Annotated in this window: 20 protein-coding genes and 1 tRNA gene; 6 read left to right on the top strand and 15 right to left on the bottom strand. The window is 45.0% G+C overall.

Annotation, left to right across the window (positions count from 1 at the left end):
- Positions 1-88: 88 nt before the first annotated feature.
- The 7 genes from AC5JP1_RS02370 to speB form a co-directional block, all read right to left on the bottom strand.
- Positions 89-1,495, bottom strand: coding sequence for a YjiH family protein (locus AC5JP1_RS02370; protein WP_493842975.1), 1,407 nt, complete (start codon positions 1,493-1,495; stop codon positions 89-91).
- Entirely contained in the window at positions 1,479-3,269 is a 1,791-nt protein-coding gene (gene dld / locus AC5JP1_RS02365) for a D-lactate dehydrogenase (RefSeq protein ID WP_493842974.1), read from the bottom strand. Before dld ends, AC5JP1_RS02370 begins: the two co-directional genes overlap by 17 nt.
- A 59-nt stretch (positions 3,270-3,328) precedes the next feature.
- Positions 3,329-5,065 (bottom strand): 5-guanidino-2-oxopentanoate decarboxylase, encoded by a 1,737-nt coding sequence (locus tag AC5JP1_RS02360; protein WP_493842973.1) that lies wholly within the window; start codon positions 5,063-5,065, stop codon positions 3,329-3,331.
- Between the two features lie 140 nt (positions 5,066-5,205).
- On the bottom strand, positions 5,206-5,949 hold the full coding sequence (locus tag AC5JP1_RS02355; RefSeq protein ID WP_493842972.1) for an MBL fold metallo-hydrolase: 744 nt from the start codon (positions 5,947-5,949) through the stop codon (positions 5,206-5,208).
- Positions 5,946-6,743: a carbon-nitrogen hydrolase family protein gene (locus AC5JP1_RS02350; RefSeq protein ID WP_493842971.1), complete on the bottom strand. Its 798-nt coding sequence runs from the start codon at positions 6,741-6,743 to the stop codon at positions 5,946-5,948. Before AC5JP1_RS02350 ends, AC5JP1_RS02355 begins: the two co-directional genes overlap by 4 nt.
- Positions 6,740-8,086, bottom strand: a complete 1,347-nt coding sequence (locus AC5JP1_RS02345; protein WP_493842970.1) for a purine-cytosine permease family protein — start codon at positions 8,084-8,086, stop codon at positions 6,740-6,742. The genes AC5JP1_RS02350 and AC5JP1_RS02345 overlap by 4 nt, the downstream gene beginning before the upstream one ends.
- A gap of 130 nt (positions 8,087-8,216) precedes the next feature.
- Positions 8,217-9,185 carry an agmatinase gene (gene speB, locus AC5JP1_RS02340; protein WP_493842969.1) on the bottom strand — a complete coding sequence of 323 codons (969 nt, stop codon included), beginning with the start codon at positions 9,183-9,185 and terminating at the stop codon, positions 8,217-8,219.
- Positions 9,186-9,435: 250 nt separating this feature from the next.
- On the opposite strand from speB, the gene AC5JP1_RS02335 reads away from it, so the two are divergent.
- Positions 9,436-10,338 carry a LysR family transcriptional regulator gene (locus tag AC5JP1_RS02335; RefSeq protein WP_493842968.1) on the top strand — a complete coding sequence of 301 codons (903 nt, stop codon included), beginning with the start codon at positions 9,436-9,438 and terminating at the stop codon, positions 10,336-10,338.
- Between the two features lie 14 nt (positions 10,339-10,352).
- Here AC5JP1_RS02335 and AC5JP1_RS02330 read toward each other — a convergent pair whose 3' ends face one another.
- The 3 genes from AC5JP1_RS02330 to AC5JP1_RS02320 all read right to left on the bottom strand — a co-directional run bounded on the left by AC5JP1_RS02330 (position 10,353) and on the right by AC5JP1_RS02320 (position 14,547).
- Entirely contained in the window at positions 10,353-12,146 is a 1,794-nt protein-coding gene (locus tag AC5JP1_RS02330; RefSeq protein ID WP_493842967.1) for a potassium/proton antiporter, read from the bottom strand.
- A 204-nt stretch (positions 12,147-12,350) separates the two neighbouring features.
- The gene (locus AC5JP1_RS02325; RefSeq protein ID WP_319052153.1) at positions 12,351-12,686 is read right to left on the bottom strand and encodes a GlpM family protein; all 336 of its coding nucleotides are present in this window, start codon (positions 12,684-12,686) and stop codon (positions 12,351-12,353) included.
- A 190-nt stretch (positions 12,687-12,876) separates the two neighbouring features.
- Entirely contained in the window at positions 12,877-14,547 is a 1,671-nt protein-coding gene (locus tag AC5JP1_RS02320; protein WP_493842966.1) for an alpha-keto acid decarboxylase family protein, read from the bottom strand.
- A gap of 259 nt (positions 14,548-14,806) precedes the next feature.
- Between AC5JP1_RS02320 and AC5JP1_RS02315 the strand changes: the two genes are divergently transcribed.
- The 4 genes from AC5JP1_RS02315 to AC5JP1_RS02300 all read left to right on the top strand — a co-directional run bounded on the left by AC5JP1_RS02315 (position 14,807) and on the right by AC5JP1_RS02300 (position 17,308).
- Positions 14,807-14,881, top strand: a tRNA-Gly gene (locus tag AC5JP1_RS02315).
- Between the two features lie 253 nt (positions 14,882-15,134).
- On the top strand, positions 15,135-16,208 hold the full coding sequence (locus AC5JP1_RS02310; protein ID WP_493842965.1) for an HNH endonuclease family protein: 1,074 nt from the start codon (positions 15,135-15,137) through the stop codon (positions 16,206-16,208).
- Between the two features lie 23 nt (positions 16,209-16,231).
- Positions 16,232-16,867, top strand: coding sequence for a class I SAM-dependent methyltransferase (locus AC5JP1_RS02305; protein ID WP_493842964.1), 636 nt, complete (start codon positions 16,232-16,234; stop codon positions 16,865-16,867).
- A gap of 129 nt (positions 16,868-16,996) precedes the next feature.
- A complete protein-coding gene (locus AC5JP1_RS02300; RefSeq protein ID WP_319050448.1) occupies positions 16,997-17,308 on the top strand; it encodes a DUF1244 domain-containing protein in 312 nt (103 codons plus the stop codon).
- Positions 17,309-17,383: 75 nt separating this feature from the next.
- Here AC5JP1_RS02300 and AC5JP1_RS02295 read toward each other — a convergent pair whose 3' ends face one another.
- A complete protein-coding gene (locus tag AC5JP1_RS02295) occupies positions 17,384-17,827 on the bottom strand; it encodes an SRPBCC family protein (protein WP_443526352.1) in 444 nt (147 codons plus the stop codon).
- A gap of 69 nt (positions 17,828-17,896) precedes the next feature.
- A complete protein-coding gene (gene rluF / locus AC5JP1_RS02290) occupies positions 17,897-18,892 on the bottom strand; it encodes a 23S rRNA pseudouridine(2604) synthase RluF (RefSeq protein WP_493842963.1) in 996 nt (331 codons plus the stop codon).
- A gap of 444 nt (positions 18,893-19,336) precedes the next feature.
- On the opposite strand from rluF, the gene AC5JP1_RS02285 reads away from it, so the two are divergent.
- A complete protein-coding gene (locus AC5JP1_RS02285) occupies positions 19,337-20,137 on the top strand; it encodes an alpha/beta fold hydrolase (protein ID WP_493842962.1) in 801 nt (266 codons plus the stop codon).
- 113 nt (positions 20,138-20,250) lie between these two features.
- Here the strand turns inward: AC5JP1_RS02285 and AC5JP1_RS02280 are convergent, their stop codons facing one another.
- The 3 genes from AC5JP1_RS02280 to AC5JP1_RS02270 form a co-directional block, all read right to left on the bottom strand.
- Positions 20,251-20,955, bottom strand: coding sequence for a hypothetical protein (locus tag AC5JP1_RS02280; RefSeq protein ID WP_493842961.1), 705 nt, complete (start codon positions 20,953-20,955; stop codon positions 20,251-20,253).
- Positions 20,956-21,254: 299 nt separating this feature from the next.
- The gene (locus AC5JP1_RS02275) at positions 21,255-22,412 is read right to left on the bottom strand and encodes a CaiB/BaiF CoA transferase family protein (protein WP_493842960.1); all 1,158 of its coding nucleotides are present in this window, start codon (positions 22,410-22,412) and stop codon (positions 21,255-21,257) included.
- Positions 22,405-24,606, bottom strand: coding sequence for a 3-hydroxyacyl-CoA dehydrogenase NAD-binding domain-containing protein (locus AC5JP1_RS02270; protein WP_493842959.1), 2,202 nt, complete (start codon positions 24,604-24,606; stop codon positions 22,405-22,407). The genes AC5JP1_RS02275 and AC5JP1_RS02270 overlap by 8 nt, the downstream gene beginning before the upstream one ends.
- Between the last annotated feature and the right edge of the window lie 70 nt (positions 24,607-24,676).

Below are 24,676 nucleotides of genomic sequence, written 5' to 3'. Positions count from 1 at the left end.
AACTACTGGCGACCTACACACTTATGTCAAAATAGCAGGACCACCAGTTGCCGTATCGTTTAGCCAAACCTCATCGTAGCGTATCTGTCTAATACAGTAGATGCGCCACTGAGGTAATCACTACCAAGCTAATAAGCGTACGCAGCATAAAGATAAAAAACAGCTCTAATACGTTGAGTTTGATGTTTGATTTTAAGATAAGCGCACCGACTTCAGACATGTAGATAATCTGAGTGATTGAGGCCGCACCAACGATAAATCTTGTCATCTCACTCTCAATGCTCTTGCCAACCAGTGCTGGCAAGTACATATCTGCAAAGCCCATAATCATAGCTGGCGCGGCTTTTGCGGCCTCTGGAATCTGCAACCATTCAAGCAATGGCACAAGTGGGGTCGCGAGCCAATTAAAGACAGGCGTGTACTCTGCTAATCCAAGACCAATGGTGCCGATAGCAAAAATAACAGGAATCAGTCCAAAGTAGATATCGAACAAGTTACCAACGCTGCGTTTGAACACATAACCCAAGCTCGGCATAGAGTGTGCACGCGTGACGGCGCGATTGATCGCCCACTGATAAGTGGTGTACTGTGCAGGAATACCTTCGTCCAGCATGCTTTTGCCAGCATGATAGGTATCAGGCTTTAGTGATAGTGGCGGTATACGCGGCATAATGATTGCAGCGATAAAACCAGTCAGCGCAATGGTTAGATAAAAGTAGACAAAGTTATTGTCCACGCCGATTGTTTTAGCAACCACATAGGTAAAGGCGATAGAGGTCACTGAAAAGGTAGTGGCGATGATGGCTGCTTCACGCTGACTATAAAAGCTCTTATCATACTGCTGCATGGTAACTAGCAAGCCGATAGACGCCGCTCCAAACCAAGAAGACATGGCATCAACAGCTGAGCGACCCGGCAATTTAAACAGCTTTATAAAAATCTTACTGGCTAAGGTGCCCAAAAACTCCATCAAACCAAAATCAGTCAAAAATGGTAGTGATAAAATGGCAAAGAAAAATAACGGAATGAGGATAGGAATCAAATCTTCAAAAATGACGCCACCGGTATTACGATTGATAATAAATTCAGGACCGATCTGTAGATAAATCATCCACACAAATAGCATGCCCAAAAATCGGGTGGTCAGCCAAAACCAATCAACATCAAAAAGATTTTTTATCAGTGAGTCTTCAGGTAAATTGGGTTTTAGCACCTTGACTGCCAGCGCGCCTAACGCAGAGATGGTCACAATTGCCATGGCAATATAAACCACAAACTCGCCTAATACTGCTTGCAACGTATCGGTCAACACGCCCAACAAAATCGTGACCTTACCATCCCACTCAAACGGTATGATAAACAGGGCGATACCCAATGCTGAGAACAATAGAAACTTCCACATTGCTGCGCGCCACTGCCCTGCCTGCGGCGTTTCTGGGTCGACAGTATTGTTCCCTAAAATCGGCTGCTGCGATTTATCAATAGCATTCGTCATTTAACTTCTCCTTAATGGGCGATGATCGCCAGTTTTTCCATTTTTCTGTCTGACCGATACCTGGATTTAACGAGTTGGTTGGATCCAGTTTTTTATAAAAGCGCTGTAACTCAGCCTTAGCGGGATACATATGCCCAACATTATGTTCAGCAGGGTATTCAATATGACGCTGGTCATAAAATGCTAAGAGCTCTTCCTTAAACTGCGTGGCATTAGTAGTTGGGTGTAACAGGTAATCTTGATGCAGGACATGACAAAAAAAATGTCCCAAATAAAAGGTTTTGCTGACTTGTTCTTGTAAATGGTTAGGTAACGCTTCATCCCAATCTACAGCGTTTCTTGGCAAGGCGATGTCAGTCGATAGCAGCTCACCAAATTCAGTGTGGTTGAGATTGTGATAACGGAACATAGCAGCTGTAGCAGCACTGCGAAAAACCAATAGCGCTTGTGATTCAGTCTCTGTACACGTATGTACTATGCCTTGATACTGCTGCATATGGTGTTGCAAAAAAGTCTGCGCAGCGGCAATGTTATCGTTATCACTGTTACTACGATTACCATTGATGCCATTTGCCACCTTAATAATCAAATGGTACTGATATGAGCGCGCCTGCGTACTCAACGAGACAGGTAATGATGGCGGCATAACCCTAGAGATCAGTTGCAATATCCGATCAGGCAACGTCTTTGGTAGATGCCACTTGTCCAAATAATAGCCAATAGTTGCTTGCAGCCGATACAGCGATCCTATCTTGCTAGCAGGTAGTTTGCGCATACTCAGACAAGTGTCACGACCATAATCCAGCGTAATATCGTTGTAGTCTTTTTGCATATATTCTACTAAGACAGGCAGAGCCAGCTCGCTTTTTAACCACTGCTGTCTGAGTGCCGTCAAAGTATCTGCGTCATCAGACGAAATATAAAACGTTTGCTCTTGCTTGGGTTTGGCAAATGTCGCCACTCTAACCGCAAATACGATCACCTTACCCGCTGAGCCAGATGCTTCATACAGACCGCTCGCATCATTATTAAATCTAGCCGGAGTATCGGCATCGCAATCACGTACTTTGTGTTGATAGTGCTGGTTGCAGACTTTACTGCTCGTACTGTCTAACTGTTTTTGGAACCTGCCTGTTTGCAAGTTCTCAAGTATCTCTTCTGGATGCGTCCCCAGATCCAGCCCTAAATGATTGATCAGCTCAAACGCGCCTTGGGCATTGCGTCTGGCAAATAACGCCATCTCAGTATAGGCAGGGCCACGCTGCACCAGCATACCGCCTGAGCTATTGCAGATACCACCTATCACTGATGCCCCAACACAGCTAGAGCCCAGTACAGAGTGTGGCTCACGTCCTAATGGCGCAAGCGTTGACTCTAACTGCTGCAAAGTAGCGGCTGGCAAAGCAACCAGCTCTGCTGCATCGTTGAGCAAGTGCATGCCGCCCAATAACTGCATGGACATCATGACTAGTGGTCGATCATACTCACCGTTCGGTGTTGAGCCACCGGTCAATCCTGTATTGGCCGCTTGCGCGATGATAACTACGTCCGCAGCGGCACAGATATTAATAGCGCGCCATAGTGCCACAAGTGAGGGCGGTGTCACAACGGCCACGGTAACATCCGTCACTGCCTTAATCGCCCCTTGTACATAGGGTTGTTGCTGGCTACGGCTGGTCAACACATTGCTCACGCCAACCACAGCCGTCAATTCTGCTAACAAGCGCGGTATTCGCTTCTGTCTATTTTCCGACAAGTTGTTGGCATTTGGCATTATTGACGTACTTCCTTGAACAATCAGTTTTATTATTAGTAGCGCTAATATTGATAGCGTTAGCTAAAATAAGTGACAGTTTTCCCCATTTCTTTTAAAAACTCATCCGCTTCATCAATCTCATAGATGATTGGCTGCTTGCCTTTGATGTCTGATTGCAACGACTCTAGCAGCTGTTGCTTATCGGTAATTCTGCGATAACCAGCGCCAAACCCTGCGGCTAGTGGCTCAAAGTTTGGTGTTTTAATATTGACGCCGATCAGTGGCAAACCGCCCTCTTCCATATAACGGCGAATCTCGCCATAACCTTGGTTGTTCCATAGCAGTACAATCAATGGCAGTTCAAGCTCGGCTGCACAAATAAGTTCCGCAATGGTAAATTGAATCCCACCATCTCCGATTAAGCTAACAACCGGCAGGTTCGAGCCAATCATGGCACCGATCGCTGCAGGCAAGCCATAACCCAGCGTGCCAAAGCCCGTTGAGGAGTTAAACCATTTACGCGTTGCCAATGCTTCAAAGCCAAGGTTGCCACTATAGACAGGCTGCGTTGAGTCGCCCACAAAAATCACGCCTTCCACCTCATCCCGAATCAGTTTTAGCAAGGCGTTTTGACCGGCAAAGTCTGGGGTTGTCTCTTCTATGAGCGCTTGTTTTGCAGCATTCACTCGTGACAATGCCTGATGGTCAAATACCTGCCCGTTTGATATCCGAGTTTCTAAACGATTGCATAGACCACTGATAGCCATCTGTGCGTCAGATAGTACCGCGATATCCGCTATAAACGGACGCTGCAATTGCTCAGCATCGCAGTCGATACGCACTAGTGTGCCATTGATTTTGAACTCACCATTAAAGAACACATCGTAATCGGTCTCGCCAAGCTCCGTACCAATGGCGAGCACCCAATCTGCCTCTGTAATCACCGCTCGACCCGCATCTAATGATTGATTACTGCCTAGACTCAACGGATGGCTAGGTGGCAGTAATCCTTTAGCATTGATGGTCAAAAACGTAGGCACATCGATCAGCTCTGCCAGTCTTTGCGCATCGTGATCGACATCGACACAGCCACCGCCATAAAGCAATACTGGTTTTTTTGCGGTTTTTAATGATTCGATAATCAGCTCCAATTGCGCAGGGTTTGGCAGTGGTCTCATCACTTGTGGTAGGGTCAAGCTGTTCTTGTCAGCTTGGCTATCAGCTACACCCTTTAGACTAGGCGGTTTGGCAACATGGCTGGCATCAGCGGTAATAACATCAATAGGCAACTGAATATGGACTGGTCCTGGACGTGCGCCATTAAATAATGCAAACGCTTCGGCGATAACTTTGGGCAATGTCTCAGGCTGCCAAATGGTTTTGCTCGTGAGTGCTACCTTACTGACCATACCTTGCTGATCATGCAACTCATGCAAATGCCCCTCCCCACTTCCCGTGTCTTTTACCTTATTAACGCTAGAGATCACCAGCATCGGTATAGAGTCAGCCAGTGCTTGCGCCATCGCTGTCATGATATTGGTCATGCCAGGGCCTGTGATGATAAAACACACGCCAATCTTGCCTGAGGCACGGTAATAACCATCTGCCATGAACCCAGCACCCTGCTCGTGACGCGGGGTTATATGACGAATATTGGTACTCGGTAGACCGCGATATAGCTCTACCGTATGCACGCCCGGTATGCCAAACACCGTCTCTACCCCATAATATTCTAGCCACTGGACGAGCAACTCACCGCAAGTAAGAGACGGGATTTCGGGTGATACAGGAGGCGTTTGTGTCAATTGGGTCATGAGTCAATCATCCTAAAAATTTAATAAGTATTAAGTTAGATGTTTTATTGGAAATAGCTTTTTATTTAGCGTCGTTATTTTTTTAGTAGCTACTTATGTTGAATAGCCATTTGTTTTAGATTCTGGCTAAATGCGATCAATTACAAATCATGATGGCGTAACCAGTCATCAATCATCACATGCAGACGCTTGCCTGAAAAACTGGGGAAATGACCGCCATGAACGACACGCACAGGCAGCGCATTGAGACGGCGCATACTCTTGGCATAGTCAGTCATGTCACTGTGCCATGTATCTTCGATCAATGGACCGTCATAGATAAGATCACCTGAGATCAGCGTTTCGCTAGCCGCTTCCCACAAGGCGATACCGCCTGGTGAGTGACCAGGTGTATGAATCACCTCAAATTGACGATTGCCCAAATCAATCATGTCACCATCTTCTAATGGCATAATTTTGGCAGGTGCAGCAATTTTGTAGCCGCAATGAGCGTAAGGCTCGGGCGGTAGCGCATCAAACATCTCGTCATTGACGAACATATCTGCCAGCGTACGGGCATTGTCTGGCTCAGCGAGAATATGCGCTTCAGCAGAATGCACGTGACAGCAGTCAAACTCGCTGGCAGCGCCGATGTGATCAAAATGCGTATGACTGGCAACGCCCACGATATCGCGATCCGTGAGTAGAGCAACGTGACGACGCAGCGGCACCGCACCCAATCCGAAATCTACTAACAAATCACGATGGCTGCCGCGCACGTGCCACAGATTGCAGCGAAAAAACGGCTTAATCCACGGCTCATCGATGAGCGTAATACCATCGCTATGCGCGGTGGTGCGATACCAGTTCTCTGGTTTGATACGCGCTAATGATTGTTCACTCATGAATTAGCTCCATTAGAGATATCCAAGCGGCTGAGATTTAAGTCACTAAGATAGTTTTGGTGTGTACGGCTCTCATCAATACGGGCAAGATCGATATCAACGATCATCGTGCCAGCCGCTAAGCCAAGTCTACCGAGCACCTCACCATCGGGACCAGCGACAATGCTATTGCCACAATAATAAAGATTATCCTCCTCACCCGAGCGATTGATACAAGCGACAAAGCATTGATTGTCCATGGCGCGAGCGCGTATTTGAAGCACTTGACGCTCGGCATTTGGCAGCATGTTTGCTGTCGGTGATAAAATGATTTGTGCCCCTGCTTGCGCCAATTCTCTTGCCACTTCTGAGAATTCGTTGTCATAACAAATCATCAAACCCAACTTGCCAAATCGCGTATCGACCACGCAGGACTTTTTGCCCGCTGTAAAGAACTGATGTTCGCGATCCCACAAATAGCGTTTGTCATAAGTCGCAAGATGCTTGCCGTTATCATCTATTAATATGGCGACATTACTCAGCTCACCACTAGGTCGGCGTTCAGCGAACCCAAATAGCACATGCAATTGGTATTTATTAGCAAGTCTCGCGACCTCAGTGACAATGGGGCCATCGATCGCTTCCGCTAAGCCATCAAGACGCTCAAAGATGTTGTAGCCTGTAAATGCAAGCTCTGGCAGTGCGAGCAGAACTACTTTTGCTTCTGCAGCTAGGCGGCAAAGCGATTCTAGTGCGTCTAGGTTGGCAGCTGGTTCAGCCCACAAAGGATTGGTTTGAGCGATCATCAACTTCATAATGATGGCTCCTCGTGAGTGGAATTGACGGCATCGCTAGGACGAGTAAACACAGTCGCGCCTAGCCAGTAGAGGCCACCTGTGATGATAAACACGGGTAACGATGCACCAAATGACGGCGGCGCAATTAATGTCCAGTAAGCTGCTAAAGCCGCACCAATCACGTAAGCTGCAATCGCAATCTTTGCAGTAGGACGTCCCAATTGATGAGTCGCATCAAGCAGTTTTGCCGTATAGCCTTCTTTACTAACAAGGTAATAATCGACAATCATAACGGAAAATGCGGGGATAAATAGCGCGCCTACGATCAGCAGGAAGTTTTGGAACTGATCTAAAATACCCGGAATCAACGCGCCAAAAATAGTGACCAGACCAATGATAAGAGCAGGCTTCCAAAAGCTCATATTGGGTTTAATGTTCATACAAGAAAGCGTGGCGCTATAGACTGCCATGACATTGGTCGTCATGACCGAGAAGAAAATAACCAGTGCGGCTGGCAGGCCAAAACCAAAGTCAGCGAGCAAGCGCGTCGGATCATAAGTCTGCTCCATACCATACATGATAGACAGACCTGAGATAGTAGCGCCCAACCCCATGGCAACGATGGCTGCCACAATGTAACCAAAATATGTACCCCATATGGCAACTTTTGGGGATTTGCAATTGCGATTGTAATCGGCGGCAGACGACATCCACGAGAAGGCAGTGGCGATGACAATATCAAAGGCGATACCTAATGTAATGCCATTACGCGACTCAACAGGCATCTCAAAAAGTCTTGAGACATCGTAATGTTGGTTGAGTTGATAGAGCACTATAACGGTAAGCGCCGCCATTGCCAATGCAGCCCAGCGTTCGACAAGCTCGATGCCAAGGTGACCACGTAGCACAATCAGCACCACCACGGTCTCGCACAAAATCACAAACAGTGGCAAGTTACTATAACCTGTGGTGGCCTCAACCGCGTAATCAAGACTCATGCCAGCCAATAGCGCCTGAATACAGCTCCACGCAATCAGTACAGCCATATTTACTAACGAGATCAATTGACTACCAACGGGGCCATAAGCACGGCGCGTCAGCGCCATCGATGGCAGTCCGGTACGCTGCCCCATTAGACCGACCAACAGCAGCGGGATCGCCCCAATCAATGAACCAATGAGCACGGTGGTGATAGCCGTCGTGAACTGTAAATCAGGTACGAGTAGCATGCCCGTCAAAATGGTCGTCACCACAATATTGGCACCAAACCATAACGCAAACGTACCAATCGAGCCTAAACTGTGTCCAGCCTCATTTGGAGAGAGCGTGTCTTGTCCAAAAAACGAAGAGGATTTACTCATTGGGGTCTTCCTTAACCAAATTGCATTCATACCAGCGGCTCAAAAACGCTGATAACCATGTCCTTGTCTACTCACATACCCTATTCGGATAGCCGCTTTATCTGCAGCTCTAACTAATAAGCGGCGGCTCTTAGTAGACGGCTTTTACCTTATCGTCATAGCGTACGCCTGGTAAGATGCATAGCATCTCAAATAGCAGGTTCGCCGCCAGTACAGAGGTGTTGCCAAATGGATCATATGGTGGTGATACTTCGACCAAGTCACCACCGACCACATCAAGACCGCGCATCCCGCGAATGATTTCGATACCTTGCGTAGAGGTCAAACCACCAATCTCAGCGGTACCAGTACCAGGCGCAAACGCAGGGTCAATCCCATCAATATCAAAACTTAAATAAACAGGACCATCACCGAGCTTTTCGCGTACTTCTGCCATAAGTGGCGCAAGCGACTTATACCAGCACTCTTCAGCAGGCACGACGCGAAATCCTTGCTGGGTTGACCAGTCAAACTCTTCGGCGCTATAACCTGTACCGCGCAAGCCAATTTGTACCACACGGTTGCCATCGATGAGGTTTTCTTCGACAGCGCGGCGGAACGGTGTGCCATGAGCGATTTTTTCGCCAAACATGTCGTCGTTGATATCAGCGTGAGCATCGATATGCACCATACCGACAGGGCCGTGTTTTTTGGCGAGTGCACGCAGGATAGGTAGTGCGATGGTATGATCGCCGCCTAGCGTGAGCGGAATGGCACCGTGCTTAACGATTTTTTCTGAATAGAATTTTTCGATGATATCAACACTTTTTAGCAGGTTGAATGTATTGATAGGTACATCACCGATATCAGCCACTTGCAGTGACTCGAAGGGAGCCGCACGCGTGGCGACGTTATAAGGGCGAATCATTCTTGACTCATCACGAATCTGTCTAGGACCCAATCTGGCACCGCTACGGTTCGAGGCGCCAATATCTAGAGGCACACCAACGAATGCCACATCTAACCCTTCAGCATCAGCCTGAGTTGGCAGACGCATCATAGAAGCGAAACCGCCAAATCTTGGCATTTCGTTGCCACTTAGTGGTTGATTGAATGTCATAAGTTACTTCCTTGTCTGTTTTGTTTATATACACAATTTGCTACATACGATTGACAATACATAAATATAAGGGAAGGAACCATGGTAAAATTTAGAAGTAAACTTTTGGTTTTTCGTAGTAAAGTGTCTTTATCGGTTATTACCAGAAGTTTAGAAGCAGTAATACTGATCAAATACTAGTGGCTAAAAAGATACATCGTCGAGGCAGGACAATGTTAAGACAGTACGTTATTGAAAAAAGGAATCGATTTTGATATTAGATGAGCTGATAAAAATAGACATCAAAACACTACGTAGCTTTATGGCTATCGTGGAGTGCCAAGGCGTCACTGCCGCTCAGTCACGTTTGAGTGTTACAACCTCGGTGATCAGTGGTCATTTAACTCATTTAGAAGATCGTTTGGGCATGACATTATGTCACCGTGGTCGAGCAGGGTTTAAGCTAACGGAGGACGGTGCGGCGGTCTATGAGGCATGTTTGGGTTTTACCGAATCAGTCGCAAGCTTTCAGCATCAGCTGCATTACATTAAGCAATTAGATTCAGTACACGGTGGCCATATCAGGCTGTGCTTGATTGATCAGATGCCCAAGTTTTTTTATGACGCGCTCAGACTGCGCCTTGCCAGCAGCTACCGTGATAACCCATTGATTCACTTTTCTATCGACGTACAAAGTCCTGAGAGCATGTTAGAAAAGCTCGTAAGTAACGAGAGCGATATCGGTGTGGGTTATTTTGGCAGCTTTCCACCGTTACTGACATTTCAACCAGCATTTGTTGAAAAGCAAGTGGTCTGCTGCGGACGCGAGCATAGGCTTTTTTATAACTCAGATGATTTGACACTTGAGGATTTAGAGCAAAATTATCCATGGATAAAAAGAGGCTATGTGGTTGAACATCATATTAATCACATCCGACCCAAAACCTTGAGCGCCACCACTTACCATATGGAGGCGACGGCGCAGCTTATTCTTGCAGGCCATCATGTTGGCTACTTACCGCGTGATCTGGCGAGGCGTTACGAAGGTATGGGACTGATGAAAATACTCCTACTCAATGAAGCAAGCTACGACGTCGAGCATCACTGGGCGTACCGGGAAAACCAGCCCAAGCAAGCAGCTGACTTCTTAAACAAGATGATGAACTTGCTATAAAAATAGGATGACTATCACATCTCTGTAGTAGACGGTTGTTGGTGCTTTAGGCCGATACTTCTTAGCTTACCTTTATCACCCACTTCTTTTATGATCAACGACCACTCGTCATTTACCACAATGGTATCGCCTGATACTGGTGCGGTACCTAAGTGTGATGTCACATACTCGGTGACCGTCTGCTCCCACATGTCATCTTGGCTATTGGCATCTGTTTTTTTCAGCTTTTTTACTAGGGTATCGGACGCCATAACTTCTGCAAAAAATGGTAAATCACCGAGCTTAACGCTGGGAGATAGTAGCCAATCGCCATAAAAATCATCAATCGCCTTACGATCTAGAGTCGTATCATTGAAAATTTTGGCGATTTTACTCGCATGATTGCCTCTCATGGCATACCAGACGCTATCGCCAAATTTTAGCTTTGTGTTTTCGTCCACCACAACAATTTGCTGTCCCCGTACCAGAGCAAAGATGCTGATCTCATCGGGGTTGATGCTTCTAGATATTCCCATAGGATGACGACCAATGGCAAATGCGCCTGATTGCGCTTCAAACTCGTATAAAGTAATACTCGCCTTATCTGATACCCAGACCTCATGTTCCTCTTTTGGATCTTTATTGGTCGGAATACGTACCTTAAACAAATTTGCCATAGTAGGAATGGTCGTGCCTTGTAATATGAGCGACAACACCACAACCCCAAACGCAATATCAAACAGCATAAAGGCATTATCTATACCCGCCATAACAGGCAAAATAGCAAGGGTAATAGGTACCGCACCGCGCAAACCAACCCAAGAGATAAATCCAATCTCGCGGTCTTTAAACTTGAATGGCTTCACACTCGTATAGACCGCGATAGGACGGGCAACAAATATCATAAAGACCGCTATCGCCACTGAATAATGCCAGACGTTAAGGACGTTTGACGGAGTGACCAGTAGTCCCAGTACCACAAATAGTACCGCTTGTGATAGCCAAGCAAAGCTGTCCATCACGCGCATCACATGCTCGGTTGAGCGTACCTTGTGATTGCCTATTAGCACCCCTGTCAGATATACCGCCAAAAACCCACTACCGCCAATCAAATTGGTCGCGGCAAACACTGCCAAGCCTGCTGATAGTATCAAAATGGCATACATACCCTCTGCGAGATGTATCTTGGGCAATAGCCGAGATAACAGATATCCAAAAATCAAGCCCATTCCCAAGCCAAAGCCTAACTGCTCCAACAGTAAAACTAAAAAACCAAAGACCGTCTGCCCAGCGGGGTCAACGTTCAAGGCAATGAGTCCTGTCACCAGCAATATAGCCAAGGGATCGTTGGCACCAGACTCTAGCTCAAGCGTGGCTTGGACACGATCGTTGAGCTTGACGCCGCCGTTACGCAATAGAGAGAATACCGCTGCCGCATCGGTCGAGCCCACAATCGCCGCCATCAATAGACCAAAACGCCAATCGACATCGAGTAGCCATGTGACAAACACCCCGAGCACCAGCACGGTGATCAGCACGCCCCATGTCGCCAAGGTAATCGCAGGTTTTAGACCGACCCGAAATGATTTAAAGGACGTACGCAAACCACCGTCTAATAGAATACAGGCGAGCGCTGCTTGACCCACAAAGTTGGCAATCCCATATTGAGAAAACTCAATACCCAAGATACCCTGCTCACCTGCCAGCATACCGACGATCAAAAATAGTAATAGCAATGGCACACCTAAGCGTGCCGACAATGTGCTCGCCATGATACTGGCAAAGATTAGCACTGACCCTACAAGGTATAGGATATTTAAGGTATCCATTTTTGAAGCCCTATTTTTATCGTTGTTATATTAGTATGTGGTGCAGCATAATAGTAATCGATTGCCAAAATATTTGCGTTATTCCACTGTGAGCAAACATCACGCCAGATAGCCTTTGATCATAAATCTTTTGCTTGCCTATCTATACTTCCTCTATCTTATCCAGCACCCCTATTCTCACAGAGTGCTCTCTATCATAAAACTCTACGTCTGAATATACTGCCATGCTAATACCAAAATTGCCGCTGCAATTAGCCAAGCAACGACGCCTAATAGAAGTGCTTTATACAGTCCGATATAACTGATGCTAAAAAATACGGCAAAGGTATAAATCAGGTGCGGTATGACCCCCAGCATACTAAATATCAACGCGACCTTTAAATCTGCGGGACTACGCTCAGTACCAACAATAAAGTGACTGATCAATGTAAAGGTAGGAAACAGCGGCGCAAGTGCAGCCAAATAAAAGAACCGAGTTTGTGCAAATAATTGAATAGCCAGTACCATCAACGCACCAATAAGCATTTTTAACCAAATCACGACGGGGTTATCTCCTATTGAATATAAAGGCTAAACATAGCCCAATCAGCCATGATACTAGAGTCTACGAATTGACATAAGAGGCATCGCTGATTAATTGACTAGGGTGATAAAAAAACGCAAAAAACCCCATTTAGCCATGTTGCTAAATGGGGTTTTCACTTTTATTCAGTAAACTTTTACAAGTTACTTAATCCTTCTTTGGTTTTAGTGCGGCGCTAATATCGGCTAGCAATGGCGGAATATCATGCTTATCAGCGATGACTTCTATCATTACGAGCTTATCGGTAGTCGCGGCAGCTTTGTTTAAAGCCGCTTTTAGCTCGCCTGCTGTTTCTGCTTTGAGCAATACACTATTCGCTTCAGTGGCGCCAAACGCTTTTGGCATGATCTGCCAATCGCATTTAGGAATATCGTTGTAGTATTGGTTCTCGCCATGGATGGCGCGCTCCACCGTATAACCATCGTTATTGATTAGGACGATGACTGGATTGATACGCTCTTGAATCATAACCGCCAGTTCTTGGATAGTAAGTAGTGCTGAACCATCACCAATCAATAAAACACTGCGCTTATCTGGCGAGGCAACCGCTGCACCTAAGCTGGCTGGCAACGTATAGCCGATCGACCCCCACATTGGCTGCCCATATGACGTCACGCCCTCTGGCAGACGCACATCACTGATACCAAAGTATGCTGTTCCTTGCTCAGAGAACACTAGGTTATTACGATCTAAGCAGTCAGCAATGATATGCCACAGGTCGTCTTGGCGAATCGCCTCATTATCCCCGCCTTTTTGTTCATGCGGCTTAACTGGCTCACAGAATGGTTTTGGTACGATATTGATGCCAGAGGTCATGACTTCATGCAAGGCCTGTAACGCATCTTGCAAGGCAATCGGTGCAAAGTTCTTTCCACTGATAGAAGCACGCTCATAATGCAAGTCGACTACTATACTCTCGTCAATATCTTGGCTAAATCCTGCGGTAGTGGTGTCCGTATATTGCACCCCTACTTTTATGAGACATTCGCAGTTTTCTACCGCATCTTTGACGATAGGACGTGAGGCAACACCTGCATAAGTCCCAGCCCAGCGATCGCTGTTTTCATCAAGTAAGGTCTTACCCCAAGACAGCGTGGTATAAGGAATATCGGTGTCAGCGATTAACGCTTTGAGCTGTGGTTGTAAGCCCAAACGATGCACCATCAGATCTGCCATTAGTGTAGTGGTCTTATTTGGCAAGAATTCTGTTAGTGCTTGCTTAAAGTCCGATAATGCCGCTTGACTGGTGATATCTTCTTGACTATCGATCAGCTTGGTCGTTGGTGGATAGATAGGCTGACGCGCGACGTCTGGTGAAAGCAGTAGGTAACCTGGACGATGCTTTTTGAGAATCAGTCGAATGACTCTATCAATTTCTGAGGCGGCATTTTCAGGGGTAATCTGCGCTCGTGCTACCGTCACAGGCTCAACCATCTTAATAAAATGATTGAATACGCCATCGCCCAGCGAATGATGAATACGGCGCTTTGAATCTTGCAAAGCGGTGCTTGGTGCCCCTACGATATGCAATACAGGCGCGTACTCGGCAAAAGAACCTGCCGTCGCATTAATAGCGGATAATTCCCCTACGCCAAAGGTCGTTACCATAGCGGCAAACCCACGCTCGCGTGCATAGCCGTCGGCAGCATAGCCTGCATTTAGCTCATTGGTGTTACCTACCCAGCGTAGCTTATCAGAGGCAAGTACATTGTCCAAAAAAGTTAAGTTAAAATCACCTGGTACGCCGAATATCTCAGAAGCACCTGCTTCTGCAACACGATCAAACAAATAATCAGCGATGGTATACTGTTGACTCATTTTTTATCCCTATGACTTATCTTTATAAGTATTGATAACTGTGAATGTAATTAAAGCGAAATTATAAAATGCGTTCCAGCTTATTTATATATGCAAAGCTTTTGGAATACATATTATAATAAACCGTTATAACATACATTTGTGGGCAGAGGACATGCCTATTTTAATAACTTTAATTTTTTTCGTCATAGGTGTTGACACCCAAAAAAAACTGCGTATAATACGCCTTCATCAACTGACGATAGTTAATTGATAATTAGCGGGAATAGCTCAGTGGTAGAGCATAACCTTGCCAAGGTTGGGGTCGAGAGTTCGAATCTCTTTTCCCGCTCCAAATACTTAAAAAGCCTCACTTAACAGTGAGGCTTTTTTTTGTCTAATTTTCAGGGGCTGTAGAAGATATTTCGAAATATATTTTCTAATTCAGTTAAGTCTAGCTACTCAATCAAAAAGCCCATTTTCGGTGCGGTGCCCAAAACGTGACCATGTCAAGCTAATCCCTTAGAGCTAAAAATTCATTTCAACTGTCAAAGTTATAGTAGACTAGCATTAGCATCTATTCTAATTAACGACAGATTGAGCCTTTCATGAATTTTATAGACGTTGAGCCTACGCTGGAGAATTACTGGCGAGCTATTATTCTGTTTGGTAGAAATACAGCTTCTTATAAATTTGCGCTTGCCCAAACTCTAATCGACGTTAGTTTAGAGAGAAATTCTGACTTCATTTCACTAGAAGACTTAGCACTTCCTTACGCGCTGCATCTGTGTGAACATCTTAAACACAGTCCCAAACAAAGCACCTCTAGCAACGGTAAGTTTATCAATGCTTGTATTAAGTTCAACCAGCAGCAGATTAGCGAAGATGATCTCATTAATGTTACGAACAAAGAAGGCTTCAAATACGTTTTGGACGCCTTCCATGTGGTCAACACTAAATCAGTAGAAGAACGTTTTTATGATGTCATTAATGAGGAGTTTTTTGTTGATGAGCGCAGACATAATAAAGGAATACGTTTAACAGATAACTTATTCAAGTTATTTCATGTGTTTGATAACTCAGCAGAAAGTTTAAATATTGAGACGGAATCACGCTGGAATTTGGTAGAAAAAGCTTGGGAGCTCAATATTAGCAAAAGTTTAATTGCAGTTGAATTTGACCAAAATACCCATCAGCTATTTACTAAAGACACCAAACATCGCCGCATTGATATCACCAGCTCAAGAGGTGCATTAAACGGTTACCAAAAGAGCAGATGCTTTTACTGCTTTACAGAAATCAGCATAACTCATAATCACTCAATGCTAGCAGATATTGACCATTTTTTTCCGCATACCCTTAAATCTCAAGTAGCGACTGCTGATTGCTGTAGACCTGTCAATGTCGATGGGGTTTGGAACTTAGTACTCGCTTGCTCTGATTGCAACCGCGGTATTGATGGCAAATCTGCTCAAGTACCCCATATCGAATTATTAAAAAGACTGCATACACGAAATGAATATTTGATTGGCAGTCATCACCCATTACGCGAAACCTTAATCAATCAAACCGGTAAAAATGAGAAGTCACGCCAGAATTTTTTGCAAAAGTCTTTCAACTTTTCAAAAGAGCATTTGATTCATGTCTGGCAACCTAGACAACAAGGAAACAGTCTTTTCTAATAATAATCGGCAATATATAATCCATGACAAATCAATTTCAATTAAAGACCCTAGCCTTCTACAATAGCAACGCAAACTCATTCGTAGAGCAAACTATTGGTGTGGATATGCATCAGCTATATCATCCCTTTATAGCAACCCTACCTGCTAGATCACCAAACCAACAACACATATTAGACTTAGGCTGCGGCTCTGGTCGTGACAGTATCTACTTTGCCACCTTAGGTTTCAATGTTACTGCTATTGATGGTAGCCAAGTACTAATCGACCTTGCACAATCAAAATCTGCTGCCAAGCAAGATACGATTGAGTGGTATTGTGCTACGTTTGAGGATATTGTCCAAGAAAACTGGCAACATAAATTCACTGCTATCTGGTCCTGCGCTTCACTACTCCATGTACCTTATAGAGAGCTGCCTGAGCTAATAGAGAAATTACTACACATGCTGACAGAAGACGGAGGGTTGTACGCTTCATTTAAATATGGCGATAATGAGCGTATAAAAGATGGTCGCTTTTTCAACGATATGAATGAAGTGCGCTGGGCAGCCACAAAGCAAAAAATTACTTGCGACTGTAAAGAAGAAACTTGGCTCACGTTTGACCAAAGAGCAGATAGAAATGAAGCATGGTTTAATATTATGATTAACAAAGTTTAAGCTGATAAACCGCTACTATGATTGAGTTTATTTTGCACGTTTTTGATACACCAACACAGGTTGCGCAATGTTTGTATCATTAGTATCATCTAGCTTTAAAATAGCTCAACGACAATTAGGGAAAACCTTATGGCAAAACTAGAATCAAATATCGAATTAGAAGCTGCGGCATTTCGTCGCTTATTGGCGCATTTGGACGAGCGTAAAGACGTACAAAATATCGAGCTGATGAATCTTGCTGATTTTTGTCGTAATTGCTTGTCTAAATGGTATAAAGCTGCAGGTGAAGAGCGTGGTATTGACATCGACTACGAAGATGCGCGCGAGCTCGTTTATGGGATGCCTTACGCTGAGTGGAAAGAGAAGTATCAACAAAAAGCCACGCCAGAGCAGTTAGCGCGCTTTAATGAGATTGAAGCTGCCAAGAACAAAACCAATTAAAGCCAACGGGTAGCGGCTCAAATAAAATAGCCACTACCCGTAAGTTACATCAGACGAGCTCATATGACTACTAGATTAGCGGTTTTCTATAGATTTGAGTATGCTACTAAATCCTATGGTTCCTTGTTTTTGCATTTGACGGTCGAATAAACGACCAACTAATGGCAATGGTACCGTCAATCGACCCTCAGATACCCACGTCACGTGTGTGGTGCCATCACCCAAGTCTTTTAGATCAATGACGCCTTTGTCGTGTCGCATTTTGATAGGTTTAGATTTTTCGATTTGGTATTGCATATGAGTAGGACGCTCAAACGCTGTAATTCGCTCCCAAAACTTAACAGGTCCTGTCTTAATGGTGCGTAAAGCGCCAACGCCATTGCGCTCCTCATCACCTTCAGTGACTAACTTAGCTACTCCTACCGCTTTAAATGATCCATAGCTCGCATGGTCACTCAAGGCTTCAAAAACGTCATCAATTGGTTTTTTGACAATGCGTTCTACTTTTATTTTAAACATAATAGTGTCTCGTTAAGGTTAGAACTATTTAGCTTACTGGCATTTCAAAATAAGTAAAGCAATCAGATGTTAACGTGAAGAGCGTTTAGCCCCGCGACCTTTTGAGGGACGCTTACCGTTTGTAGTGGGCTTACCATTGCCGCCAGCATTCTTGCCGCGACCAGTGGGACGTCCATCTCTGCCTTTAGACCCTGCGGGCTTTCTGGCATCATCCTTGGCATGTTTGTTACGCCCTTTTGAAGCGCCCGCCGATTTTGAAGATGATTTTGACTTGGATGAGGTATCGTTATAAGGCTTTTTTCTTGGTGCTTTACGAGAGTTTTTGCCTGAATGATTATCTTGTGACGAAGAGTTTGCTACAGCTTTAAGCAAATCAGTTAACTCCTTTGGCGTGAGGTCTCGCCAATCGCCTACAGGGAGTCCTTTCAGACTGACATTCATAACTCGTGTACGTTCAAGCTTGACGACATCATAACCAAAATGCTCACACATACGGCGAATTTGGCGGTTCAGACCTTGAATAAGTGTGATATTGAATATGTTGGGCGCAACCTTGGTTACGGGGCATTTTTTTGTCATTTTGCCCAGCATCGGCACGCCACCTGCTAGCCCTTCAATAAAGCTGTCCGTTATCGGCTTATTGACCGTGACCAAGTACTCTTTTTCGTGGTTGTTACCAGCACGCAATACTTTATTGACCAGGTCACCATTGTTGGTCAAAAAGATCAGTCCTTGAGAGTCTTTGTCCAGTCGACCAATCGGGAAAATACGAACCCCATGTCTGACAAAATCAACAATATTGTTCTTCTCAGAGCTTTCTGTTGTACTCACGATTCCCACGGGCTTATTTAAAGCAATAAATACAAAATCATCAGGCTCTCGTGGCTCAATCAGCTGTCCGTTTACTTTTACGGTATCACCAGCGACCACTTGATCACCGACCGCAGCACGCTTGCCATTGATGTATACGTTACCTTGTTCCACAAAGCGGTCAGCGTCACGCCGTGAGCAAATACCACTTTCGCTGATATATTTATTTAGACGAGTCGAGGAAGCGTTAAACATAAAGCACCGTTTTACCTGATAAGAAGTATTGTTACTAAGAAAGTCTACATTGAATGGGACGTCTATAACGAGACTGCTGACATTATATAGGAAATCCAGTAACCCTTTGAGCAGAGATGGGCAAAAACCTAGAAATATATACAGAGTCGTGTAATCGTAAATAGCGGTAAGGCGACTTGTTGATGGTAGCGACTCTCAGACAGGCATATACGGAGTCATTCGTAGTATACCTTTTATAATGACAATGGTACTGATATAACCCATCAACTTTGATGCTTACTTCAGTAAAAGACTTTCTCACCATTCATTGCTTTCAATGACCAAAGAACTCTGATACAAATAATAAGGTTAAAGGATTAACACAGATATCACACAACGTAGATATGACGCTCTATTTATTATGCGTGTTATCAGACTCAATAGTGTTCACACAAGGAAAAGATCATGCCAAATCTTAATGTCAACGGAACCACCCTTTTCTATAGCGATAACGGTCCTAAAAATGCGCCAGTATTGGTACTAAGTCACTCGCTATTTTTTGATCACAAAATGTTTGTTCATCAGATAGAGCAGTTATCTAAAACCATTCGCATTATAAGTTATGACGATCGAGATCAAGGACAAAGTGCGCGTTCAGAACTTGTAAGCGTTGATATGGATACCCACACCAATGATGCTATCGCATTGATTGAGGCGCTTGAGCTAGGACCTTGTTTCTTCGCTGGTAACTCTATGGGTGGATTTATTGCCTTACGCTTAGCCGCTCGTCGCCCAGATTTATTAAAGGGTTGTATTGTACTTGGATCTAGCGGAGAGCTTGAGTACAAACTAGCTGATTTTTCGCCTTTAGTAGAAGGATTAAGTGCACAAGGTACTGAACCATTTATCGATACGCTTATGTACATAATGTTTGGCGATGATTACTTGGCAGATGCCTCTCGAGCAAGCGAGCGTGAGTACTGGCGCGAACATGTGCTAAAGCTAGAACCAGACATTGCGCGTAGTGCCGATGGCGTTATTCATCGTAAGGGTATACTAGATGAGATTGAGGGCTGTCAGGTACCTATGCTGGTATTGGCAGGTGAGCAAGACCATGCGTATGAAGTACCTCTGTCAGAAAATATTGTTAAAAAGGTAGCAGATGGCAAAATGTTTGTCATTCCAAAGGCCGGTCACTCCGTAGCACTTGAGCAGCCAAAAATCGTCAATAAGTTTATTGCCGACTTCATCTCAGCACATTCGTAATGATATTAGAGGCGCTTAGCCATAGCAATCAAAGGGCGCTTTAGATATCTAATCTAAAGCGCCCTTTTGTGGTGGACCAAGTGACTACTCATCTTATGAGATAGCACTTTACCTTACTCGGCATCATCTAAAAGCCTATTTAACTCATCTACCATGGCATCATCTATGATGCTGTTTTCTACATAGCTGATCATTTCATCTATAGTCGTCAGGTCCATTGCACGAATACCTAACTCAGCCAGTTGCTTGTTGATAGACGCTAAGCTGTCGTTGTCTTCAGCCTCATCTAACAAGTCTTCTTCGAATCGACCTCTAACGAACCAATACATCTTTTCGAGTACCGTGTCTTTTTTGGTCAATGTAGAATAGCCATCACCGTAGATAAATAGATTGAAATGATAAGGTATCTCTATATCATTAATAAAAAATTTACGCTGGCACTCTAACGTGTAGGCTTGGATCTCTTCACCTTCCGCACTATCCTCGCTTTTATTGTCTTCGTCATATTCGATCGCTTCCTCTACCAATCCGCCCAGCAGTTGATAGTCGCCTACTTTGATTTTGTGATTATAAATAATAGCAGAGTCTGCGATTGCATCGAAAATAATAGCACTAACATCTAACGTATGATTATCAATATCATAAAACGCTTTGAGCGCTGGCAGAAACTCTGTCAGCTTATCTTCGGGTACTTGAATAAGGAATTGCTGCTCATATATTTTGATCATATCTTCAGGAGCATAGGTATTGGCAGTATCGTTCTCATTTCTACCAGTAGGCTGCAAAGGTAGGAAATTATATGGGTTATTTGTGGTCATTCAGAACGGCCTTTTTGCTTAAGTTAATGTGTTAAATAGCGGTAAATATCGAACTAGCTAAACCTTTAAGCGCATAATTTGTGAATATCATAGTGCCTTAGGTTCTATATGTATATTGTCTCTTATTCAGACGATTTTAGATAGACAGTTATAAATATACAAGTTCAATCACTCTACTTTAGACAGGCAGTCTAAATGGCACAGACTAAAGAGACGATACTAGCCAGCAGCGGCTTGGTATCGCCTTCAAGTGCTAATCCAACTTTCACTTTTCGCTAAAGCTACTTACATACTAATCGTTAATAGATTTGCTGCCACCCAGGCGTTGTATGATGCTCGTCTTGATGTGCAAATAATGGGTGCGCTTTGGCTTCATATAAATTCAATACAGGCGTCACACAGACATCCGTTGCTGCAAATACGCCCTGCCAATGCTCAAGCGTCTGACTGGCAAATGTCTCCGCCATCGTTTTGGTGGCTGTTTGACTTTCAGGCGTAGTTGGCATGACCCCAAGTTGCCAATGTACTCCTTTGAGTTCAGGCAAATCCAGCACCTCGCATAGACCTTGCCAAAATTTTAGCTCCAATGCACCAACAGCCATATAGCGCAGGTCAGCGGTTTGGTACAGTCGGTAACATGGCAATGCGCCACCTAAAAAATCGTGCTGCGGCATAGGCGGTGTTGCTGAAGTATCACCTGACAAACGATTAATTAACTTGCCCGTTACCTTTGGCATGACCATATGATTATAAAGGCTATGCGTCATGCTAATCGCAATATGCCGTCCTTTGCCGGTACGCTGGGCGGCAAACACAGCAGCCAGTAGCGCAATCACTGCTGTATCACTACCACCTGCCAAGTCCGCAAACTGGATATTGGGCATGGCCTGCCCGCCTGCTGCTGTTTTTAACTGATCAAGCACACCGCTCATAGCCATGAAATTGATATCGTGACCGGCCTTGTCAGACCAATGATGAGTTACTTGAGAGTTATCTTTTAAGTGGGCGTCTTCTAAATGCACACCTTCTTTTCCGTGAGACTCTTCTTTTGTGTCATTGCCTGCCACACCATAGCCAGTGATCGACACCATGACTAGCTTTGGGTTGATCGTATGAAGCGTCTTGGCATCTAGTCCAATGTCCGCAAGGATACCTGGGCGGAAGCTGTCTAGCATCACGTCAGCATCTTTGAGCTGCGCTTTTATACTGTCTATCGCTTTAGGGTCATGAAAATCATGCTGCTCGGTTGTCTTACCGTGGTTTAAAGCCGCAAACAGTTCCCCAAACACGCGAGCAGGATCGCCTTGTTTGGGTTCTATTTTGAGGATGTCTGCCCCTAGATCTGCAAGCAGGCGCGTGGCAAAGGGCCCTGGTAGGTTACGAGTCAAATCGACGACTCGTAACCCTTGTAGACAATCTGCCATTTGACCATGATTTGATACATGTACATCAGTCATCAGAGAACGCCTCGCCTTTGGCTGCCATGTCTAACAATATCTGGGCAGGCTCGAATCGTTCACCATATTTTGCCGCCAGCTCGCGACTACGCTTGACGAACTCACTGACACCCATTGCATTGATAAACTGTAGCGTCCCGCCGTGCTGCGGGGCAAACCCCCAGCCAAAGATAGACCCTATATTGGTATCGGCGACCGAGCGTACGACGTTTTCTTCATAGCATCTCGCAGATTCATTGGCTTGAATAAACATTAAGCGATCAACTAGGTCCTGCTGTGAGGGTTGCTCTGACTGTGGTGGATACAAGTTGATAAGCTCAGGCCATAAATGCTTATTACCGTTTTCTGGATAATCATAGAACCCTTTGCCATTTTTTTTGCCTTCGCGCCCATGCTCATTGACCAGTGTCTTTAGTATCTCGTAAGAAGGGCGCACAGTGACAGATTTGCCTTCGGCTGCCATATCCACCTGCTGCTGCTCGCTGACATGTAACGCTAGACTCAGTGACACTTCATCTTGCAATGCCAGGGGCGGCATAGGCATGCCCGTTCTTAATCCAGCAACTTCGATACTACGCGGATGGACACCCTCGCCCAGCATCGCGATGCCCTCTGATACATAGGTACCAAATACTCTGGAAGTATAAAATCCATGGCTGTCATTGACGACGATAGGCGTTTTGCCGATTTGCAAAACATAATCGAACGCTTTGGCGAGCGTTGCATCGTCGGTTTCCGCGCCTACAATGATCTCAACGAGCGGCATCTTATCTACTGGTGAGAAGAAATGTAGACCGATAAATTGGTTTGGGCGAGTGCTGGCTTTTGCCAGTCCTGTAATAGGTAACGTTGAGGTGTTGGACGCATAAATAGCCGTGCTTGGAATCACTGCCTCACTCTGCTGGGTACACTTGGCTTTGATTTCTCGGTTTTCAAATACTGCTTCGATGATGAGATCACAATCAGCCAAATCATCGTAAGAGACGGTTGGCGTGATACGTGTTAAGAGGGTTTGTTTTTTCTCTTCGGTAGCGCGCTTTCGGCTGATGGCTTTATCCAAAATGTTAGCAGAATACGCTTTGCCTTTTTCAGCATTAGCAATATCTGTGTCCAATAGCACGACATCTATACCTGCTTTGGCAGTGACATAAGCGATGCCTGCGCCCATCATACCAGCTCCTAAGATACCGACTTTTTTGGTCGGTGTCCGCTCAAACCCTTGAGGGCGAGACTGACCTTTTTTGATATTATTCAGCTGCGTCCATAGAGTGTTGATCATGTTTTTTGATTCAGTCGACAGCACACAAGCGGCAAAATAACGCGACTCAATTTCAAGTCCCGTATCGATATCTACCAAACAGCCCTCAAACACACAAGACATAATATGAGTAATCGCTGGATAGTTGCCGTGAGATTTTTGATTGGCCATGGCTGAGGCGATGGAGAATATAGGCACCACTTTGGGGTGTTTGCTATCACCACCAGGGATTTTAAAGCCTTTCTTATCCCATGGCTGCTGCACGCTTGGATTATTTTGAATCCAGTCCTTAGCCTGCACCAGCATATCTGCATGATCGATAGCTGTCGCATCAATCAGACCGATGTCTTTCGCTGCAGCGACGCGCAACTCTTTGCCTTGCGTCATCAGCTCCAGTGCCACTTGAATACCAACCAATCGCGGCAAACGCTGCGTACCACCGCCGCCCGGTAGCAAGCCTAATTTAACCTCGGGTAGACCAAGCTTAGTCTTCGGCGTATCAATGGCAATGCGATAATGACAGGCAAGCGCCAACTCTAAACCGCCGCCTAATGCGGTTCCTGTCATAGCAGCGACCACAGGTTTGCCTGATGTTTCAAGCTGACGCAAACTCCCTTTGAGATCTTCAGTCAGTGCAAATGCTTGCTCGGCTGTCTTTATCTGGTTCAATTGATCGATATCTGCGCCAACCACAAAGGTTTCTTTAGCCGATGTGAGAATCAAGCCTTTGGCTGAGTCATCATTGATAACGCTATCGACCACTGTGGCAAACGACTCCGTAAAACCGTCACCGATGACATTCATTTTGCGTTTGCTTTGGTCAATTGTAACGGTAACGATGCCATCGTCATCACGCTGGGCGGAGAAGTTTTCTAATGCTTTAATGACTGTCACGCTATCTGTTGTCTGGTTAGCTGCCTGGTTGTTTGTCATCATTTTTATCCCTTAAATGATTCTTTATCTATTGTTTTTTGCCTACTTGTTTTTCATTTTATTTGAGAAAGAA

It is taken from the genome of Psychrobacter sp. H29 (assembly GCF_059073055.1).
Note: the sequence above shows the minus strand (reverse complement) of the source record. Positions and strands in the feature narration are given on the sequence as shown.

Bases quoted from the DNA above. Each gene is read 5' to 3' on its own strand.
- AC5JP1_RS02285 (WP_493842962.1), top strand. From the start codon at position 19,337: ATGCCAAATCTTAATGTCAACGGAACCACCCTTTTCTATAGCGATAAC.
- AC5JP1_RS02355 (WP_493842972.1), bottom strand. From the start codon at position 5,949: ATGAGTGAACAATCATTAGCGCGTATCAAACCAGAGAACTGGTATCGC.
- AC5JP1_RS02270 (WP_493842959.1), bottom strand. From the start codon at position 24,606: ATGATGACAAACAACCAGGCAGCTAACCAGACAACAGATAGCGTGACA.
- AC5JP1_RS02305 (WP_493842964.1), top strand. From the start codon at position 16,232: ATGACAAATCAATTTCAATTAAAGACCCTAGCCTTCTACAATAGCAAC.
- AC5JP1_RS02275 (WP_493842960.1), bottom strand. From the start codon at position 22,412: ATGACTGATGTACATGTATCAAATCATGGTCAAATGGCAGATTGTCTA.
- rluF (WP_493842963.1), bottom strand. From the start codon at position 18,892: ATGTTTAACGCTTCCTCGACTCGTCTAAATAAATATATCAGCGAAAGT.
- AC5JP1_RS02350 (WP_493842971.1), bottom strand. From the start codon at position 6,743: ATGAAGTTGATGATCGCTCAAACCAATCCTTTGTGGGCTGAACCAGCT.
- speB (WP_493842969.1), bottom strand. From the start codon at position 9,185: ATGACATTCAATCAACCACTAAGTGGCAACGAAATGCCAAGATTTGGC.
- AC5JP1_RS02280 (WP_493842961.1), bottom strand. From the start codon at position 20,955: ATGACCACAAATAACCCATATAATTTCCTACCTTTGCAGCCTACTGGT.
- AC5JP1_RS02320 (WP_493842966.1), bottom strand. From the start codon at position 14,547: ATGAGTCAACAGTATACCATCGCTGATTATTTGTTTGATCGTGTTGCA.
- AC5JP1_RS02295 (WP_443526352.1), bottom strand. From the start codon at position 17,827: ATGTTTAAAATAAAAGTAGAACGCATTGTCAAAAAACCAATTGATGAC.
- AC5JP1_RS02310 (WP_493842965.1), top strand. From the start codon at position 15,135: ATGAATTTTATAGACGTTGAGCCTACGCTGGAGAATTACTGGCGAGCT.
- AC5JP1_RS02360 (WP_493842973.1), bottom strand. From the start codon at position 5,065: ATGACCCAATTGACACAAACGCCTCCTGTATCACCCGAAATCCCGTCT.
- AC5JP1_RS02330 (WP_493842967.1), bottom strand. From the start codon at position 12,146: ATGGATACCTTAAATATCCTATACCTTGTAGGGTCAGTGCTAATCTTT.
- AC5JP1_RS02300 (WP_319050448.1), top strand. From the start codon at position 16,997: ATGGCAAAACTAGAATCAAATATCGAATTAGAAGCTGCGGCATTTCGT.
- dld (WP_493842974.1), bottom strand. From the start codon at position 3,269: ATGCCAAATGCCAACAACTTGTCGGAAAATAGACAGAAGCGAATACCG.
- AC5JP1_RS02370 (WP_493842975.1), bottom strand. From the start codon at position 1,495: ATGACGAATGCTATTGATAAATCGCAGCAGCCGATTTTAGGGAACAAT.
- AC5JP1_RS02345 (WP_493842970.1), bottom strand. From the start codon at position 8,086: ATGAGTAAATCCTCTTCGTTTTTTGGACAAGACACGCTCTCTCCAAAT.